Here is a 19,343-nt window from a genome sequence, read left to right on the forward strand (position 1 = left end):
GTTTTTTTATTTAGAGTTCGAAATCATTAATGTTTATCACCCAGTCGTTGATTTGAATGACAGTTTTGATTAGTGTCAGGTTCTCATCAACAAAGAAAACCATGCCATAATTATCTTCACGGTCGAAATATTCCTGTAGCGGCATATCTATACAGTTTTGTTCTTTTAGCAATCCGAGGTAGCGGATCAATGATCCGTCGGGTAACAATTCCGTTTCGTTCTCTTTATTGTAGATTTTCAATTTCGGGTTCTGGGTTTCTACCAGTCTGGCTATGCTGATTTCGGCCACTGCTGCCGGATAGGTGTTGGCTTCTTCATCGGCTGCGCTGAATGCGCGGGTGGTTACTTTGTCTGTTTCTGTCACAAACGGTTCGTAAGTTAGCAAAACATCTTCCATCAGTGAGTTGTCATAGTTCATTTTTCCATTATCGTCGTAGATGGCATAAGTGAACATATCATCTTTGATAGCCCTTGCAGTCGGAATTTCAGTGTCCGGGTGTTGGTTTACTTGCGCCACTACGATGCGTATATTGTTGGTGTTCTTCATCAGTCCGATGGTGGTCACTTCTTCACGAACACTATTGCCTGTAGCGGGCGTGGTGTAAAGTACGCTCTTCCCTTTGATGGCTTCGCCATGCCATAAGGGTGAGAGGTTTTTCTTTTTCACAATATATTTGCCTTCGTCCCCTTCGGCAGCGCGCGTCACTGCATCGCGTAGCGTGAGAACGGTGAGGTCTTCTATTTCTGATTGTTTGTTCATCACAGGAACAGCGAACGATTCATTGTCGAGTCCTGCCCAGGTGACAAGATGGTATTTTTGCGGGTCGATGTCTACGTCCATAGCATAGCTTCCGTCTGCCAACGGTTCGCCCTGATCGGTTTTCTGGTAGACGAAGTTGCCTTCATCATCAAAAGCATAAAGCGTGACTGACTTCACATTCTGTGCGAAAGCATCTACCTTCTCCATGTTGTAGTCATACTTGAACTTTACTCGGTATTTGATGTCACAATCGCCATCCTCGTAGTCGAGGACAGAATCACAAGATGCGATTGCACCAGCCAATACGGTGAGTAGCATAAGTTTGCTTACTTCTTTCTGTATGTTAGTGAATATCCGTTTCATGCTTTTAAGTTTTTCTATTGAATTTCTTGTTATGCTTTGTTTGCCAAAGTTGTTTTTTAGTAAGGAGGAGAGGGAAGTCCCTTCCCCTCCTTTATTAAGTTTGTCTGTGTGGGATGCAGATTAGAGAGAGAAACCGTTTTCGTTTATTGTCCAAGCCTCTTCTGTAATATCAAGTGCCAGCATTGTAATAGGGTCTCCTGGAGTTGGAGTATCGATTCCCGGTTCACCTATGCCTCTGATACTCATAACTTCCAGTTTGTATATGTTATTACGTACAATCTTAGCCTTATTATCACTAGTTGTTATAATATCTTGTGCATAGTAGCATATTCCATCTGTGTATTTTCGAATACCGTACTCATTGAAATCGGCGTAATCTGCCCCGTCATTCAAATTTCCATAAGCATCAGTCTCTAACTGACCACCATAAGCGGCATTTAAGTCATCAAAGCTTGCATATAATCCTGCTTTATCTCCATTTACAACTTCATACAGGTTCTTTACATTTTCGTTTTCAAAAACAACTTGTGCCTTGTACAATACCTGAGTAGTAGCACTGCTATTATCGTTTTCCAGACAGTAAGTAACATTGTCTATTTCCTCGTTCTCTCCTTTAATATCTTTTTTAGCCATGCCTACACTTTCGAATGTCTGAAAATTGTATTCTCTTACAAAGTTTTGGAAGTATCCGGTGCTTGCTACTTCTGGCTTGAAAATTGTACCAGGAAGCATATTGCTTTCTTTATTTAAATTAGTGAACGTGTAGCTTAGTAGGGTGATTTTCAATTTTGAGTTATCCGTTGCTGTAAAAGCTGTTTCTGGTGACTCTTCTATAATCTTAGCGGCTACACGAGAAACTTTTACGCCTGCTCTATTGTTTGAGTTACCAGCTTCTGCTTCGAAGACGTCATTTCCGGACATTACGAAATTGTTATCTTGTGCAATATTATTTGTTAAACCATCCAAAGTAGTAGTGTAAGCTGCTTTTACTGTTGCTGATGAATAGTTACTTGCATTAATTTCGATAGTTGGATTGATGTAGACATAAGCAACTCCCTTTCCTGCGTATACCTCTCTAGAAGCAGTTTTAATGCTTGTACCTTCTTGAGTTAAGTCGTTCTCATTCTCTGTGGAGAATTTTAAGACTTGAATAGGAGAACCATTGTTATATACCAATACAACTGTGACATTCTGAACAGTTTGTTCTTCTTTTGTACCCACGTCAATAGTGGCAGCTCTTGGTGCTGTTGGAAAGCCAATGCTAAAACTCATAGTTGCGTTTTTCTCTGTATTGCTGTTTCCGCCGTTATCAACGCCTTCCACTTCATTGCTGCAAGATGCCATAGCAAACGCAGCGATACCTGCTAAAAATAAATTTCTAAGTTTCATAATGATATGTTTTAATGATAATTGTTTGAACTTTTTTTATACTAAAATACTTTTGTTTTTTCTTTCTTTTATTGAGAAGAGAGTCATTATTACGAATTTGGAATTAATAATAATGTGAGAGCTTGTTTCATCTGCGAGTTCGAGTTCCGGGAGGAACTTTTGGAAGTCCTTATCTATATAAGAGGTTACTTCCATAGAGGGGGGATTGTTTTTTCTTTTTCGATAGGCGATGTTTGTTTATTTGTTTTTTACTACTTGTTATTTTATAAATTGTTTTGTTCTTAATCGTTTCGAGGAACTTGTCTGTCCCTTATCGACGTTGCAAAGATATGGGGGATTTGTAGTTTTGAAGATTGGCATTTTTTTCAATTTCCAGGGTGGTTTCTGCAAACTTTTGATTTTGTTGTTTGAGATGGGTGTTTTGTTCGTTTATTGAATAAAATAGCATGTACTGTGAATGAATAACCCTCTTTGTTTATGATTTAACACAGGTGTTTCTTCTTTGCTTTTTATTATTTTCTTGTTGAACTAGATGGATTTTGATCTTCTTTTGAGAGTAAGAGGTTCTTATGCTTCTTGAATGAATTACAGATGTTTCTCCTTGGGGTACATATCAGCTCTTATATATTGATGAAATACACTGGCTTCATGAAATCCATTTGTTATTAATAAATATTCTCTATTTCATTAATAACAAACTTTTTGTTCTTTAATACTTAACTTCTTTTCTTTTAATAGAGAAGTTATTCTTTGTTAGAAGTAGTCTATAAACGGAAGTTGCGTTTATACAAACAAAGATTGTGTTTATATAAATGCAACTTCTGTTTATGTAAACGCAACTTCGTTTATAGCTTGTAATTAATAAGAAGTAACTTTACTATTAAAGACAATAAAGTTTGTAATAGGAGGAGAAGAACTAATCTATTAATACTTATGCTTATGACTTATAGTATAGTCGGAAATATAGATATGGAGGAATTTAACGAGTGACAATAAAAATGTCCGGAACTCTTATTGTCACTCTATTATCACTGGCTATTGTCACTAACATAATATTGATTATCAGAAGTTTAATGTTAGAAAGTGACAAGTGACGATAAATAACCACTTTATTTTCTCCAAGAACGAAGACAAGATGAGAGAGATCTTATAATTTCCTTATTTCCTCTATAGATATTCCTGTTGCTTTAGCTATGAAGTCGTCGGACATTCCGGCAGACTTTAAATTACGGACAATTGTTAGACGCTTTTCCTCGCGACCTTTTTCAAGGCCCATTTTAAGTCCTTCTTCTTTTGCTGCATCCATTACGTATAGATGCGTACGATACACATTCACGTTATTTTGATAACGTTCGTGCTCCTCTTTGCTTAAAGAAGCTACATCGGCAATTTCTTCTAACTTCTCGAAGACTGCCTTGCGTGCCTTGAAAGGCATCCGTTTCAGTGTCTCCATATTTTTTAATGTATAAGTCCAACGTTCAAAATCTGTATCGCATTCATGCTCTTCTTTGCGGAAAAGTGGTAGAACGATGAATATTTGGCGCATTCTGTCGCTAAACAGTTCGCCTGTTTCACGGTCAGCAAGTATCACGTCCGTACGTAACTGAACATTGTCATTGAGCAAAAAGTTCATAAAGAACACTCCGTATACTGCCTTTAAATTAAACTTCCATTCTGTTCCGGCTTCGCCTTGTTGTGCTACTGCGTTGGACAGATAGAATAAAGCACGTTCTTTAAAATGCAACTGTGATTTGTTCTGCATTTCTACAATAATCTTTCCACCTGTATCAGTACAGCAATAGATGTCGTAAATAATTCCGCCTCCTTCATCATATTGCGGTAGTTGCTCGTTGTTCAGAAAAGTAAGTCTGTTATTACTCGCTTTCCTTTCAATAAATCATTTAAAAAGTCTATCAATAAATCTTTTGATATCTCTTGGCCGAATATTTTTTTTAATCCATAATCGGTAAATGGATTAATAAATCTTCCCATTTCTTATCGTCGTTGAAGTCGTTTGTGATACACAAGATAGCATAAATCATTTATTTTCAAACATTAGTGACTTGAATAATTTGACTTTTGATGAATAAAAACGCACTGCCTTCACAGGTAGTGCGCTTATTATCCCATCTTGGGTTATATGGGTTTAGGGGAATTTCTAAATAATATCGTATTTTGACTTTTTATTTTGTAGGATAACTTCGTTTCTTTGACAGTTCTTTCAAGTTGGCATTGGCTTGTTCTGTCAGTCCTGCTGCTTTTGCTGCATTGAAATATTTTTCTGCTGTTTCCAGATCTTCTTCCATCATCGCAACGATACCTAAATTATTAAGTGTTTCAGCAGCCTTTTGGTCAGCCTTTGCCAGATATTTCTTGGCAACAGTCAGATCTCCACCTTTCTGAATCTCCACTGCGGCAGCATTCAGGTTGGCAGTAGGATCGTTCGGGAACATTAGGGCAGCCACCTGGAAAGCATGGTTGAATTCTTCGCTTCCTGTCTTGTAGCTCTGGGCAATGAGATAAAGCTCTTTCAGACTTAATTGCTGTGGATGCTTGTCGATGATCTTCTTTGATTCTTCCAAGTCAAAACCGCGTACTGTGTAGCTTACTACATAGTCTGAATGACGTAATGCCGGATAGCATTCTTGCAGGAGATATTGATAAGCTTGTGGACCGACTAGTTTTGCTATGTTGTGTTCCTTCATATCTACATCCATAGTTGCATCATCCATCAAGCGAATTATCTCATCTTTCTTATCCATTGTAGAGGCAACGACAAATTTACGGAAACCTTCCCAATCTTCCGGAGTTGAATCTGAAGTGATGAGTTTGTGGTCAAAGTTGTAATAACTGGTCACATAATCCACAAGCGCCTGAGTACGATTCTTTGCTAAGTACGTGTTATGTGTATAACTTCCCTCAGGAGACGCATATCCGTGAATACTGATACCGGTAAGTTTAATATTATTGTCATTACGTACTGTATCGATGGTAGCGCGTACTTTGGCGAGCTCATCCGCATTCCGGCGATATTCCGGATAGATGATGAATTTATTAACCGGAAAATCCAAAAAGGCTCTGCCTTCCACTGCGCGATGTTTCACTGCTTCTTCTTGAGGCGTGATATATGCTACTGCAGGTTGAAGTTTCAAAGGAGCGATATTTAATTGGGCGATTTTCTCGCCACTATTCTCTTCTATGATGTCGCAACAACCGCATACATCTACATGCAACTTCATATTAGCCTGACGCATCCATCCCTCATAAGGATCTGCACCAGATAGTTTACGGTTTGTTCCATTTTACCTTTACGGCGTACAATCGTGTAAGCCGATTCAGGAGTCTGATGGTTTCGTTGATTGATGAGTTGGCGTTTGCGACCATAGATAACTACGGAAGGTAGTTCTTTCGTGTGTCCGTTAGCTTCGAGAAACGGAGTCAGGGTGGTGGCATTGTTGGAACCCATTTTTAGATTCGGTTGCAGAACGAAGTCCATACTTACTGTCAGACGGTTGTCGTCACTACGTGTAGCCGATTCGTTTTCTATGCGTATCTGATCTTTATAGATTGTCTGCGCTTTTCCGCCTAGTACAGGCAGCAGGCAGAAAAGGATATATAGAATCTTTTTCATATTTGTTTTGTTTTTAGAATAAATAAATTAAACTAATAGCAGCTTTGGTGGGCCCCACATAATTTTTGTGTCCTTCGCCTTTCTTCTCACCACAAGTCTTACATTCAAATTGTTCATACTTGACACGTGCATACCCGAAACCGATATTCCCTTCTAGATTCCAGTGCTTACCCAAAATCCATTGGTAACCGTAGGATACACCTGCGCCATAGAAATGCCCTTTGAAGCGGTGGTCTTGCAATTCCGGCCAAATGCCCCAAGGCATATCAATGGCGGCAGCCTGATAGACGCCTCCGTGAAGATGTGCTCCAACGAAGTGACCATTGAATTTGTCACAGAACCAGTAACGGAGTTCCGGTTGGAAAGCAAGCATCTTCATCATCTTCTGGTTTTTATAGCTCCAGGGATTGTAATTGGCATACAAATCTAGGGTTAACTTTTTACTCAGACCCACTTCGGCACCAAGATTAATGATTTTCAACGCGTCCATTACAACATTTGTCTTTACGCCAACAACCTGACTATATAATAAGGTGGAGGCAAACAAAGCAACACTTAAGATTATGATTCTTTTCTTTTTCATCGTATGATGGGTTTTGTTTGTTGATCGATACAAAAGTAGGGATATTCAAAATATCCGTTAAAGGGCAGATTCATCTTTCTTTTCTCCCATTTCAGTGGAAATTAATAAGGTGTGTGGTATATCTTTCATTTTGAGTGGCATATCATTCATGTATTTAATAGGTGCTATTTTTATCATCATATGTGAATTAATCACATATGATAGGTATTTAATACTTGCATATTCTGATCAAGTACTTGAATAGGTTGTGTTTCATTCGTTAAAGAGTGGTAAATCGTTCATTTTTCCTTTGAAAACGCTTTTTAATATGAATTAAATACCCTATGTTTGTGTCAGACAAACAAAATAAGGTGCTAAGAAACCAAATTAAATAATTATTTTTTTAAGATTCCCTCCTGAGGAACATGAACAAACAAACAATGAAGTGACCAATGAATTGAAAAACAATTCATAAATAAATTATTAAAATGAATTAAAATTTAGGAGGAAATATTATGAAGTCAATTAATCTCTTTTTAGCTTGTGTACTTGTGTTAGCTTTCACTGCATGTTCAAATGCTGAAAGTGATGGTTTTGAAGATAATTCTTCATCTTTTGAATCCATGAGATCTTTATATGGAATTGAGGTTGCTTCTCTTGAAATACAATCTGAAAATATCCCTTCTGTTACAGCAGAAGAAATGCGTGGCGTTTTAGAAGCTCTTCGTAAAAATAGTGATACTTCTTATGACTGTAAAGTGGAAGATGTGGAAGGATATTATGGAACCGGTAATGATAAGAAAACTGTGATGATGACTGCTGAGTATAAAGCTCGCACAAGGTCGGGTGCTTTTCTGGAAAACTTCGCACTTTGCGTATCATTGAAATTCAATATCGATAAAAACTCAGTATATTATGTGGGTACTTCTTACGACTGTGTGACTGACTTATTCGTTTGGAAGGGATACGGTGCTTCAATTTCTGCAACTCCTGAAGGTGGTACAGTGTTTACTTCTACTTCTTACATCTATTTCCGCGTAAGCACGAAGGTAACTGTTTAGTGAAAGTGCCGGTTAGCTTCAAAGGTAGCTATGATTTTGATGCTGCCCAGGGTACTTATAATTTTACACTTTCAAAAGCTGCGAATTGATGCTGTTCGATAAAAACAATAACAATAGGTATAGAAAAATATTAATGACTCTGGGATGTTCGTTATTCTCAAAGGAGTCTGAAAGAGGAACCAAACAACAAACAAAGACAATACAGGTAAGAGGTTGAAACGTAAAATGTTATGTTAAACAAAATGTGATGTAAGCTTATATTGCTGGGGATTTATTTTGAATAACTCTGTTGATTCTTATATAGGATTGACAGAGTTATTTTATTGTGAATTATTCCTAAAAAAAACATCTACATACTTTTGTTATAATTAGATATTTCTATATTTAACAAATAATTGCACATAAACAAACATTGAGCAAGTTATGAGGGGAGTAATTTTTACAATATTGGTCCTGTATGAAATATGCGGGGCATTTCCACAGGATATTCATTGGAATCCGGAACCGGTGATTATTAAGAACGGAATAAGTGACCGTACTGTTTATGATATTTCTTCTAGTAAAGAAGGTTTCTTATGGTTGGCAACGGATGAAGGAATTACCCGCTATGATGGCTTTCGTTTTCGTAATTATCCGCTGGTTACTAGTTTGGATTCAACCTCAATGCCTTTAAATCAGGTTGTAAAGTCTCTTGATGAATCTCATGATGGTTTACTGTATCTTCAACTCTACCAAGGTGGAATGGCTTGTTTTGATAAAAAAAAGGAGATCTATTTACCGCTTCATTTCAATAAGCCTTTCAATATTCGGGGAATTCAGGATTTTTGTTGGAATGGCGATACTATGTATTTAGCTACTACTCAAGGGTTATTCTCTTCGACTTCCCAACGTGCAAAAGATGATAAAAAAGAAATTGTGTCATGTACCATGGAAGTAGAACCGCTGGTGAAAGGCAATATAACTCATTTGTGTGCGGATGGTAAAACGAATCTTTATCTTGTCATTGACGGGGATAGAGTGGTACGATATGATCTTGCGACTGGGAAAACCTCCTTGCTACAACAAGGAAATATCGTGAATCGTTTATTTCTGATGAACGGTTATTTATGGATATGCAAGTCGTGGAGTGACTTGGTATGTTGTGATCTGAAAAGTGGAAAAGAACGGATGATTTCAATTGGAACAATTGATAAAGTTGATTATTCTACTTCGTTTATAACAGATTTAACATATAAGAATAAGAAGGTTTATTATTTGACTACTTTAGAAGGATTATTCAGATTGGAATTTGCTAATGAGAATCTTAGTGAAAGTCCTTATTCTTTAGAAGCGGTGGTGCAAAATGAGGGTCGTTTTGGACTTTGTATGGATACCAGAATGATGAGTGTATGCTGGGATAGTGACCAAAAGAACTTGTGGACAAGTGGGGCTGGCGGTGGAATTGTAAAATTCGACATTAGTAACAATATGTACAACCGGGTGAAACAAGAGTTTAAATCGCAGATACATGGAATGGTAGAAGATGCTAAAGGGTATGTCTGGTTGGTGATGAATGATGGTAAAATAATGAAGAGCACTACTCCGGAGTTTTCTATAAATACTTCTTTTGAAGTATGGACAAAGTCATCTGATTTCTTGGGGCATTATCATATTTATAAAGATAAAAATGAAAAGATCTGGTTGGGAAATAATCATGGGGAAGTTGTACAGATCGATCCTGCTACGGATACGAAAGAGTCTTTTCATCTTCAGACTAAAGAAGGGGAAAAACTGGATGTTGCCATTTATCAGTTTTGTATGGATTCGCGTAAACGTTTGTGGGTGGCTACTTCGCATGGATTGATGCAGGTGGATCCGATGACTCGTGTTTGTAGAAAGATGGAACCGGTGAATGAAAAAATTGACGATGTGTTGTCGGTCGCAGAAGATAAGGAAGGAAATATCTGGCTAGGAACCAATAAGGGGCTGAAAAGATTGGAATGGCAAGGTGAACAGCTATTATTGGCGGGGAATTATGAGCGCGAGAATAGGCTGGAAGAGTCTGCTGTACGGACTGTATTCGTGAATAATTATAATCAGATCTACGCAGTGTATCTGAATGCGATTGTTCGTATTGACGGTAGGGATAAGGAGAAGTTTGAGTCTATATATACACTGGGAAATGGCTTGACTTGCGGGCACGTGAGTTGTATGGTAGATGATCAGGTGGGTAATACATGGGGTGGAAATAATGTGGGAATCATTACGATCAGGAATGGAGGTGATTCTTTTTATAATTATCTGTCTGCAGGGGGGTGCATAGCTGTCTGCAGGTTACATGACGGGCAGTTGTTGTGGGCAGACTCCAAAGGATTGATCTATTTTGATCCGGAGGTGGTAAAAAGTAATACTGGTAGCCAGAAGTTGCTACTGACAGATATGGAGGTAAATGGAGAATCTATTATGGCAGGGGAGACAAGAAACGGACAAATGATTCTTTCATCTTCACCGGATGTACAGAAAGAATTGGTGTTTAATTCGGATAATAATGATTTCCGTTTGTACTTTTCTGATCTGTGCTTTGAAACCATGCAACGGAAGATAGCTTATCGCTTGCTACCGGAAGATAAAGATTGGCATGTGAAATCTTTATCCGAAGGATTGGGATATAATAGGCTTCCTGCGGGAAAATATATATTAGAGGCAAAATTGATTTTCCCCGATGCAAAAGAAAGTGGAACGATTGAAATTCCCATTGTGGTGAAGTCTAAGTGGTATTATACGATATGGGCATATGTAATTTATGGATTGCTGGTTACTGCTTTGGTTGTTTTTATATTTCGCCGTTTCAGGGTCAGAGATATTCGCAGGCAAGTGCATCGTGACCGGGAAATGATATTGAAAGAGAATTTGAATTTGGAAAAGATGAAACATGAACAGAAATTGGAAATAGATGCTATGAGGAATCGGTTGCTGACATTGTTTGTTCAGGAATTGAGGACTCCTCTCTCTTTGATAATTGCACCATTGAAAGATTTGCTGGAAGAACAGTCTCTTATTCCGCATTTTGCTTCCCGTGCGCAGATGGCTTACAGAAATTCACTTCGAATGCTCGATGTCTGCAATCAGTTGCTGGCTATTTACGAACAGGGAAACCAGAATGAAAAGCTGGAAGTTGCTTCTTATCAGATAGAAAAGTTAATTAATAGTAATTTGTTTGATTACAGGGAGTTATTAAAAGCACATCCGATTACATTTCAGTTTCAAAAACGGATTAAAAAGGATCTGAAATGTTATGTGGATAAAAAGAAGTTGGAAACAATTTTGCATAATTTGTTGTCGAATGCTTTTACGCATACAAACTATACCGGGACTGTGTCAATGACTGTTTGTGAGACAATGGAAAGACAGATGCATTATGTTACGATCATAGTTGAAGATGATGGGAAGGGTTTGGTCAAGACTACCGAGCAATTGATGGACGATAAGGTACTGGAGAATGACATACCTTCGGTACAGCTAGGCTTTACTTTCATGCAGCATATTGTGGAGATGCATCATGGTATTATTTCATTAGAAAGCATAGAAGGAAAAGGTACGAAGGTTGTTGTGAGTTTGCCATTGGGAAAGACGGTCTTTGAAAATGATCCGAATGTTGTCTTTGTTAATCCGGATACGCCTAAGAATGGCATGTTCGAATCACAACAGGAACAGCTGTTAGCAGATATGGCAACAGATGAAATTTTGAAACAGGGAGTCGTGGTGCCTGCTGAGATATCTATGCCCGAAGAAACGAAGACTTCTTCTGTGACAGGATCTAAGAAGACACTGTTGATTGTGGAAGATCATAAAGATATCCGTCTTTATCTGAAAGTATTATTAGGTAAGGAATACAATTTACTGATGGCAACGAATGGTCAGGAAGGGGTAGATATTGCTACAAAGGAGCTTCCGGATTTGATCATTTGTGATGTGATGATGCCAGTGAAAGATGGATTTGAATGTTGTCGGGAAGTGAAAGAGGGATTGGAAACATGTAATATTCCTTTTATTATGCTGACTGCGAAGGTGGAAGATGAAGATATTATTCATGGCTTGGAGATGGGAGCGGATGACTATATTTTGAAACCGTTTACTCCCGGTATATTGAAGGCGAAGATACATAATCTTATTAATGGGCGGATTACTTTGAAGCAGACATATACAAGATTATTTACTTTGCCGGGAACGGATAGTGTAACGGAAAAGAATGAAGTAGATACCGTCAAGGATGAGGTGGAAGTAGAAGATCCGTTTATCAGTTCAGTGATCAAGATTGTGGAAGATAATATCTGTGAAGCTGATTTCAGTGTGAAAAAGTTGGCTTCGGAGATGAACATGAGCCAGCCTACATTATATCGCAAGGTAAAACAAAGTACTGATTATACCATTATAGAACTTATCCGCGGAGTACGTATGCGCCGGGCAGCAGTCTTATTGAAAACGAAGAAACATGGAGTGCAGGACGTCGCTGAAATGGTGGGGTATAATGATATTCCGACCTTTAGAAAGCATTTTGTGGACGCATTTGGCACGACTCCTTCTACTTATGAATGAAAAAATGACTACTTTTGCACGCGAAAACTCTTAAAAGTAGGAACGAACGTGCAAAGGTATTTTATTTATTTGGCTTATGACGGGACCAATTATCACGGTTGGCAGATTCAACCTAATGGAATCAGTGTGCAGGAATGCCTGATGAAAGCATTGTCCACATTCCTACGTCATGATATTGAAGTGATAGGTGCGGGGCGTACGGATGCAGGTGTACATGCTTCTCTGATGGTGGCACATTTTGATTACGAAGAATGGCTTGATATTGATTCTGTTACTGACAAGTTAAATCGATTATTACCTCCGGACATTTCAGTTTATCGGGTATGTCGGGTTAAACCGGATGCTCACGCACGCTTTGATGCTGTGGCTCGGACTTATAAATACTACGTTACAACAGCTAAATATCCCTTCAATCGGCAATACCGTTGCAGGGTTTATAATTCGTTGGATTATGAACGTATGAATGAAGCGGCACTTTTACTTTTTGAATATAGTGATTTTACAAGTTTCAGTAAACTTCATACGGATGTAAAGACTAATATCTGTCATATCACTCATGCAGAATGGACACAAGAGGAAGATAATACCTGGGTGTTTACTATCCGCGCCGACCGTTTTTTGAGAAATATGGTGCGTGCCATTGTCGGTACATTACTCGAAGTTGGTCGCGGAAAATTGTCTTTAGAGGGCTTTCGACGAATCATAGAACAGAAAGATCGTTGCCAAGCCGGATCATCAGCTCCCGGACATGCTTTGTTTCTGGTAAATGTGGAATATCCCGAGGATATCTTTTTTAGTATATAGATGACGAATTATGTGGTTATTATTAGCTTTTCTATCAGCCACTTTGCTGGGCTTTTATGATGTATTCAAGAAACAATCATTGAAAGATAATGCGGTGTTACCGGTGTTGTTTCTAAATACACTTTTTTCCAGTCTTATTTTTCTGCCTTTTATTTTTATATCTGCCTGTGGACCCAATTTATTGGAAGGAACCATATTTAACGTACCGGTAGCCGGGTGGGAGCAACATAAATATATTATCATTAAGTCGTTTATTGTGTTATCCTCTTGGATATTCGGTTATTTTGGAATGAAGCATTTGCCGATTACTATTGTGGGACCAATCAATGCTACTCGTCCGGTGATGGTACTTGTCGGGGCAATGTTAGTATTTGGCGAACGATTGAATTATTATCAGTGGATAGGTGTATTGTTAGCTGTTGCTTCCTTCTTTATGTTAAGCCGTTCGGGAAAGAAAGAAGGAATTGACTTTAAACATAACAAATGGATCTATTTCATCGTTCTTGCTGCTATTATGGGGGCTATCAGTGGGCTTTATGATAAATATCTGATGAAACAATTGAATCCGATGCTGGTACAGTCTTGGTATAATGTTTATCAAGTGTTTATTATGTGTCCTATCTTATTATTGCTTTGGTGGCCTAAACGCAAATCTACAACTCCGTTCCATTGGGATTGGACCATCATTCTGATTTCCATTTTTCTTTCGGCAGCAGATTTTGTTTACTTCTATGCACTCAGTTATGATGACTCCATGATCTCTATTGTTTCTATGGTTCGTAGAGGGAGTGTCATTGTCTCCTTCATTTTCGGTGCTCTCTTCTTCCGTGAAAAGAATTTAAAAAGTAAAGCGATTGACCTTATACTAGTGTTAATCGGAATGATATTCTTATATTTGGGAACGAAATCGTGAAATGTTTAAAAATATAAGGTTATGGAGGGGAAACTCTGTTGTAACTTGTTGTTTTTTATAAAGTAATTTTGAAATAATATGAAAGTAAACAGATTGTTTTTTAACATATCTTTTTGGGTTATCGGAGTATTTTCATTTGCCTCATTGCAGGCTCAGGAAGCTAAAACTTTGTTTATAAATATGCCGGATTCTCTGAACCTTATTCTGACGAAGGTAAATCGGGAGGATTGTATTGATTTTCTGGAAAGTAAAATGAAAGCAGAAGTTGAGAATCGATTTGGTAAAAAATCAGAAATGACTGCTTTAAGCAAAGATTATATTCGCATGCAAATGTCTCCGCAAACTACTTGGCAGATGAAATTGTTGGCATTGAGTGATTCGACGAATGTTGTTTGTGTAATTAATACTGCTTGTGCACCTGCTTGTGATAGTAATATAAGCTTTTATACAACGGCTTGGGAACCTCTACCAGCCTCTCAGTTCATTTCTCTCCCAGTGATGGATGATTTTCTCGTAGCTTCCGATTCGGTAGAAATATATGATTATGACGAAGCTCGTCGTACAGCCGATATATTGTTGATGAAAGCTGACTTTAACAAAGAAAATACGGAATTGGTATTTATTTTAGCTACTCCGGACTATATGTCAAGAGAAACGGCGGAAAAATTGAAGCCGTTTCTCCGCCGTCCTATTGTTTATCAATGGAAGAACGGTAAATTCTCCAAATAATACCGTTCATTGTCCATTATTTATTCTCAATTAACTATTTGCTCAAACACTCCTCGATAAAGTGTATCATTTCTGGTGTATGTGCTTCTACACTTTGAAGTAATTTGAATTGTGCTTTGGTACGGACTAGATTATGTTCGGGATACTTGATCTTATAGTAAGTATCTCCATTGATATAGTCAGCAAGAAACCGTACACATTGCATGTATGGGAATAACGCTGCTGCATAAGGTAAGTTTTCGATTTCGATAGGAGTAAGGAAGGATTTGGCTCCTTTCAAATAGCCTTTAGTAAATGCTTTAAAGATATCCATGTTGAAATTTACCCGATCAAGATCTTTGTCGTCTTCATCTCCCGTGTTAGCGCCTGTGCGCAAAAAGTCACCATAGTCAGAGAAGATAAAACTAGGCATTACAGTATCCAGATCGATTACACATAATACTTTCCCATCTTCATCGAACATCATATTATTTACTTTAGTATCGCAGTGGCATACACGTTTGGGAAGTTTGCCTTCGCGATGCAAACGTTCAGCTTTGCACATTTCATCAGCACGTTTTTCTATTTCGTCCAAATAGTATTGCATCTCTGCTACTCGCCCGACTGCATCGGCAGCAACGGCATCGCGAAGTTGTTGAAGACGGAATTCCATATTGTGAAAGTCTGGGATAGTTTCACCTAATGTTTCCGGGATATCAGCCAACATTGCCTGGAAATTACCGAATGCATTTCCGGCATAGCAAGAGTATTCCGGATTGACAGTTTCAAATGTTTGGGCATGTGGTATGAATACCATAATACGCCAATAACTATCACCATCAAACCAATAAGTTTTTCCTTCATCTGTTTCCAGGAAATTCAGGACTTTACGCTCTATATCTGATTCACCAGCTTCCATTAGTTTCTTGCGAATATGCCTTGTGACAGCAGTAATATTGAGTTGCAGCATCTCTACATTCTGGAAAATAGCATGATTAATTCGTTGGAGAACATAATCGGGGGCATCTGTTTCTTTTGTATTTACTTTGTAAGTATCATTGATAAGTCCTGTCCCCAAAGGTTTAATATTTTCTACTGTACCTTGGATTTTGAACTTTGATACAATTTGCGATAAGTCTTTCATGAATCTTTTATTTAAATAGTTTATACTAAGGTTATTCTTAATCTTGGCTTTTTATTTTACTTTGATATGATCGAAGCCTTCTCCGTATACTCCAATGACCGCACTTTGTGAAACAAAAGCATTTGGGTCAATATCCTTTATGAGTCGGAAAATGATGGTTGATTCACGTTTCTTTGCCAATACAAACATCATTTTTACTTCTTTACCAGTATAAAAACCTGTGGCATTGATAATTGTTACTCCGCGATGAGGATATTCGTTGATATGCCGTCCTATTTCTTCATATTTGTTGGATATGATAAAGAACTGAACGGATTGGCGTGCACTATTCACCACCTGGTCGAGCACAAAACTACAAATGTAGAGTGTCACGAAACCATATACTACTTTTTCCCAATCCTTTAAGACAAAATAGCTGGAAGAGATGATGATAAGATCACAAATTAACATGACCCTTCCCAAAGTGATATCCCTGTATTTATTGATGATGGCTGCAATGATATCCGTACCGCCAGTACTTCCATTGGCCGAAAAGGCGACTCCGATACCGCTTCCACAGAATGATGCACCAATAACGCATGCCATGAAAGGTTGGTCTTGAAGAAGAGTGATACCTGATGATACTTTCTGAATCACTGATAGAAAGAAGGTTAGGGTAAATACTCCGAAGATTGTTTTAATGCAGAATTTTAATCCCAATAGTTTTAGAGCCAATAGTAGCAAAAAGAAGTTAATGCTGAAATAAGTAAATTGTACGGGGAATCCTGTAGCCCAGTATACGATAGATGCAATACCTGGCACTCCCCCGGTAGTAATATCATTGGGGAGGAGAAAAACAGTCCATCCGATACCGTAGAGAATCATACCGATAGCAATCATTACGTAGTCTTTTGCTTCCTGAAGGATAGTCTGTCTAGAGGGTTTTAAAGCTGCTGTTTTCATATAAAGATAATGTGTAATTATCGAGTGAGTGTCTTATTCAGAAGGTTGATTATCTGTCATTGTATAATTTACCAGACGCGAATTCAGCGAATACTACGGATCTAAAATAAACTCGTAGTATCTGCGTCGTCCGCGTCCCAAAATACAAAGTGTACACTTCTGACTTTGCTTTTAAGTATATCACTATTTATTTAGCAAAGGCGTATTGGAAACCTTTTACTTTGTTCCATCCACCACGAGTAAAGTCGGGGATTTCTACAGGAGCAGAATTGTTTTCGATAGAAAGTCTGGTGAGTTCAGCCATGCAGCACCATTCTGCGAGATCATATACATCCATATCTAATGGCAAACCGTTACGCAAGCAGTATATCAAGCGATAATCCATGATATAATCCATGCCACCGTGACCGCCTACTTTTTTTGCAGTCTCTTCCAGTTCTTGATCCAGAATAGGACTTCTATACTTAGCCATCAATGCCTGTTTTACATCTGCCGGAACAGAACCGTGTGCATTTAGATTTTCATGGTTGGGTATCTCGTCACCTTTCACTTGTGAAGGTCTCAGACAGTATTCCTCAATTGGATATTTACTGGCATAGCCATCGGTTCCGACTACTTGATACATACGACTATAAGGGCGTGGTGTCATTACATTGTGCTGGATAAGCATAGTACGTTCATTTTCTGTACGAATAATAGTTGTAGTCTGGTCACCGTTCTGGAAATCTTTCACATCTTCTCCAGTTTGTTTCTTAATAAATGCCGGACCATTTACTGCCTTCGTATCCATAGCAACTAAAGTTTTCATGCGATCACCACGATGGATATTAAGAATTTGGCAAGCAGGACCATGCCATGGGTAGCATAAACATCTCCACGATGTAAGCGGTTGTAGTCCATACGCCAATTATTCCAATAGTAAGGCCAGAAATCTTCCAGATTATGGATATATGAACCTTCCACATGGAGAACTTCACCGAATACTCCTTGTTGTGCCATGTTCAAAGTTGTCATTTCGAAGAAATCGTATACACAATTCTCCAGCTGCATACAATGTTTGCGAGTTTTCTCAGATGTGTTGATAAGCTTCCATATTTCTTCCAATGTCATAGCGGCAGGGACTTCGATAGCTACATGTTTACCATGTTCCATAGCGTATACGCCCATTTCAGCATGATGCTTCCAATCTGTAGCAATATACACAAGATCAATGTCATCGCGTTCACATAATTGTTTCCATGCATCTTCTGTGCCAGTATAAGAAGCTGCTTCTGGCAAACCGGCTTTCTTCAGGATGTTTTGTGATTTTTCTACGCATTCAGGACGGATGTCGCAAAGAGCGACCACTTTAGTGCCCGGAATATAGGCAAAACGTTCTACTGCTCCAGGACCTCTCATTCCTAAACCGATGAAACCGACCCGGACTGTTTCCAGTTTTGGGGTTACTAACTGAATAACGTCTTTTTGCCCGGAAGGACGATCAGGTGTTTCTACTTGAATAGGTTTGAATACTTCTTTTTCTTTTTGAGTGCAGCAACTAGTTTGACAGGTTAATAAGGTAAAACCAATAGCCAATGAAATTAGCAGTTCTTTCATGATTTTTTTAGAGGGTTAAAGGGTTAATTAGTGTGTTTTCTTACAAAAGCCAAAAATAGTAATTAATCATAAATTAATTGCTTTTATTTCGGAATATTTCAAATAAAAGGAAGAGAAGGAGGGAAATAAAAAAGAGAATCTGATATTCAGATTCTCTTGAGAGCGGAAGACGGGGCTCAAACCCGCGACCCTCAGCTTGGAAGGCTAATGCTCTATCAACTGAGCTACTTCCGCAATTTTAGTGGGCAAAGATGGATTCGAACCACCGAAGTCGAAAGACAGCAGATTTACAGTCTGCCCCATTTGGCCACTCTGGTATTTGCCCTTTTTTGCTTTTGAGGAGGTTTGTTTCTCAATTGCGGTGCAAAGATACAACTATTTATTTAAACTCCAAACAAAATCGATCATTTTTATTGCAGTAATTGCACATTCGTCTCCTTTGTTACCTAGTTTACCACCGGCTCTATCCTCTGCTTGCTCCATTGTATTGGTGGTAATTAATCCATAAATCACTGGTATATCGCCAGTTGCGTTTAATTCGGTAATTCCTTGAGTTGCTCCCATACAAACATAGTCAAAATGTGGAGTATCTCCTTTAATTACACAACCAATTGCAATGATAGCATCAATCTCACAATTTTCCATCATTTGGTTAGCACCAAAAGTCAGTTCGAAACTTCCCGGTACTGTTTTAACCAAAATGTTCTCTTCTTTGGCTCCATGTTTTTTCAGTGTATTGATTGCACCGTTTAATAGAGCACCGGTAATATTGAAATTCCATTCTGATACAACAATACCGAATTTCATGTTTTCAGCATTAGGAACAGAATTAAAATCGTATTCGGACAGGTTATGATATGCAGTTGCCATAATGTGTAAATTTAAAGGGAGTTAA

The 19,343-nt window shown here is 38.3% G+C and carries 12 protein-coding genes, 2 tRNA genes and 3 pseudogenes; 5 read left to right on the plus strand and 12 right to left on the minus strand.

The features are described from left to right. Window positions 1–10: 10 nt before the first annotated feature. The 6 genes and pseudogenes from JCM17102_RS05290 to JCM17102_RS05315 all read right to left on the minus strand — a co-directional run bounded on the left by JCM17102_RS05290 (window position 11) and on the right by JCM17102_RS05315 (window position 6,726). On the minus strand, window positions 11–1,123 hold the full coding sequence (locus JCM17102_RS05290) for a FimB/Mfa2 family fimbrial subunit (RefSeq protein ID WP_025074289.1): 1,113 nt from the start codon (window positions 1,121–1,123) through the stop codon (window positions 11–13). A 120-nt stretch (window positions 1,124–1,243) separates the two neighbouring features. Next, window positions 1,244–2,512, minus strand: coding sequence for an Mfa1 family fimbria major subunit (locus JCM17102_RS05300; protein WP_025074290.1), 1,269 nt, complete (start codon window positions 2,510–2,512; stop codon window positions 1,244–1,246). Window positions 2,513–3,659: 1,147 nt separating this feature from the next. Further along, window positions 3,660–4,504 (minus strand): annotated as a pseudogene (locus JCM17102_RS26300) (Rpn family recombination-promoting nuclease/putative transposase). A gap of 191 nt (window positions 4,505–4,695) precedes the next feature. Continuing rightward, complete coding sequence (locus tag JCM17102_RS26305) at window positions 4,696–5,766, minus strand: tetratricopeptide repeat protein (RefSeq protein ID WP_275564330.1); 1,071 nt, start codon at window positions 5,764–5,766, stop codon at window positions 4,696–4,698. Continuing rightward, on the minus strand, window positions 5,748–6,143 hold the full coding sequence (locus JCM17102_RS31310) for a DUF3868 domain-containing protein (RefSeq protein ID WP_275564331.1): 396 nt from the start codon (window positions 6,141–6,143) through the stop codon (window positions 5,748–5,750). The genes JCM17102_RS26305 and JCM17102_RS31310 overlap by 19 nt, the downstream gene beginning before the upstream one ends. A 13-nt stretch (window positions 6,144–6,156) precedes the next feature. Then, entirely contained in the window at window positions 6,157–6,726 is a 570-nt protein-coding gene (locus tag JCM17102_RS05315) for a DUF3575 domain-containing protein (RefSeq protein WP_025074291.1), read from the minus strand. Between the two features lie 602 nt (window positions 6,727–7,328). Here JCM17102_RS05315 and JCM17102_RS26310 point away from each other — a divergent pair. The 5 genes and pseudogenes from JCM17102_RS26310 to JCM17102_RS05340 all read left to right on the plus strand — a co-directional run bounded on the left by JCM17102_RS26310 (window position 7,329) and on the right by JCM17102_RS05340 (window position 14,787). Further along, window positions 7,329–7,855 (plus strand): annotated as a pseudogene (locus tag JCM17102_RS26310) (DUF5033 domain-containing protein). A 334-nt stretch (window positions 7,856–8,189) separates the two neighbouring features. After that, window positions 8,190–12,341 (plus strand): hybrid sensor histidine kinase/response regulator transcription factor, encoded by a 4,152-nt coding sequence (locus tag JCM17102_RS05325; RefSeq protein WP_025074292.1) that lies wholly within the window; start codon window positions 8,190–8,192, stop codon window positions 12,339–12,341. Window positions 12,342–12,389: 48 nt separating this feature from the next. Further along, window positions 12,390–13,145 carry a tRNA pseudouridine(38-40) synthase TruA gene (gene truA, locus JCM17102_RS05330; protein ID WP_025074293.1) on the plus strand — a complete coding sequence of 252 codons (756 nt, stop codon included), beginning with the start codon at window positions 12,390–12,392 and terminating at the stop codon, window positions 13,143–13,145. A 10-nt stretch (window positions 13,146–13,155) separates the two neighbouring features. Beyond that, window positions 13,156–14,058 carry a DMT family transporter gene (locus JCM17102_RS05335; protein WP_025074294.1) on the plus strand — a complete coding sequence of 301 codons (903 nt, stop codon included), beginning with the start codon at window positions 13,156–13,158 and terminating at the stop codon, window positions 14,056–14,058. Window positions 14,059–14,136: 78 nt separating this feature from the next. After that, window positions 14,137–14,787 carry a DUF3256 family protein gene (locus JCM17102_RS05340; RefSeq protein WP_025074295.1) on the plus strand — a complete coding sequence of 217 codons (651 nt, stop codon included), beginning with the start codon at window positions 14,137–14,139 and terminating at the stop codon, window positions 14,785–14,787. Window positions 14,788–14,821: 34 nt separating this feature from the next. Here JCM17102_RS05340 and JCM17102_RS05345 read toward each other — a convergent pair whose 3' ends face one another. From JCM17102_RS05345 to ribH, 6 genes and pseudogenes are all read right to left on the minus strand, one after another. Beyond that, complete coding sequence (locus JCM17102_RS05345) at window positions 14,822–15,910, minus strand: phosphotransferase enzyme family protein (protein WP_025074296.1); 1,089 nt, start codon at window positions 15,908–15,910, stop codon at window positions 14,822–14,824. A 51-nt stretch (window positions 15,911–15,961) separates the two neighbouring features. Continuing rightward, on the minus strand, window positions 15,962–16,852 hold the full coding sequence (locus JCM17102_RS05350) for a YitT family protein (RefSeq protein WP_025074297.1): 891 nt from the start codon (window positions 16,850–16,852) through the stop codon (window positions 15,962–15,964). 187 nt (window positions 16,853–17,039) lie between these two features. Further along, window positions 17,040–18,448 (minus strand): annotated as a pseudogene (locus JCM17102_RS26315) (Gfo/Idh/MocA family protein). 161 nt (window positions 18,449–18,609) lie between these two features. Further along, window positions 18,610–18,682 (minus strand) — tRNA-Gly (locus JCM17102_RS05360). An 8-nt stretch (window positions 18,683–18,690) separates the two neighbouring features. Next, a tRNA-Tyr gene (locus JCM17102_RS05365) sits at window positions 18,691–18,773 on the minus strand. Between the two features lie 50 nt (window positions 18,774–18,823). Beyond that, window positions 18,824–19,318, minus strand: coding sequence for a 6,7-dimethyl-8-ribityllumazine synthase (gene ribH / locus JCM17102_RS05370; protein WP_025074298.1), 495 nt, complete (start codon window positions 19,316–19,318; stop codon window positions 18,824–18,826). Window positions 19,319–19,343: the final 25 nt, after the last annotated feature.

Source organism: Bacteroides faecichinchillae JCM 17102, from assembly GCF_000614145.1.
In the GTDB taxonomy this organism is placed as follows: domain Bacteria; phylum Bacteroidota; class Bacteroidia; order Bacteroidales; family Bacteroidaceae; genus Bacteroides; species Bacteroides faecichinchillae.

Bases quoted from the DNA above. Each gene is read 5' to 3' on its own strand.
- JCM17102_RS26305 (WP_275564330.1), bottom strand. From the start codon at position 5,766: ATGCGTCAGGCTAATATGAAGTTGCATGTAGATGTATGCGGTTGTTGC.
- JCM17102_RS05340 (WP_025074295.1), top strand. From the start codon at position 14,137: ATGAAAGTAAACAGATTGTTTTTTAACATATCTTTTTGGGTTATCGGA.
- JCM17102_RS05335 (WP_025074294.1), top strand. From the start codon at position 13,156: ATGTGGTTATTATTAGCTTTTCTATCAGCCACTTTGCTGGGCTTTTAT.
- JCM17102_RS31310 (WP_275564331.1), bottom strand. From the start codon at position 6,143: ATGAAAAAGATTCTATATATCCTTTTCTGCCTGCTGCCTGTACTAGGC.
- JCM17102_RS05300 (WP_025074290.1), bottom strand. From the start codon at position 2,512: ATGAAACTTAGAAATTTATTTTTAGCAGGTATCGCTGCGTTTGCTATG.
- JCM17102_RS05290 (WP_025074289.1), bottom strand. From the start codon at position 1,123: ATGAAACGGATATTCACTAACATACAGAAAGAAGTAAGCAAACTTATG.
- ribH (WP_025074298.1), bottom strand. From the start codon at position 19,318: ATGGCAACTGCATATCATAACCTGTCCGAATACGATTTTAATTCTGTT.
- JCM17102_RS05315 (WP_025074291.1), bottom strand. From the start codon at position 6,726: ATGAAAAAGAAAAGAATCATAATCTTAAGTGTTGCTTTGTTTGCCTCC.
- JCM17102_RS05325 (WP_025074292.1), top strand. From the start codon at position 8,190: ATGAGGGGAGTAATTTTTACAATATTGGTCCTGTATGAAATATGCGGG.
- JCM17102_RS05345 (WP_025074296.1), bottom strand. From the start codon at position 15,910: ATGAAAGACTTATCGCAAATTGTATCAAAGTTCAAAATCCAAGGTACA.
- JCM17102_RS05350 (WP_025074297.1), bottom strand. From the start codon at position 16,852: ATGAAAACAGCAGCTTTAAAACCCTCTAGACAGACTATCCTTCAGGAA.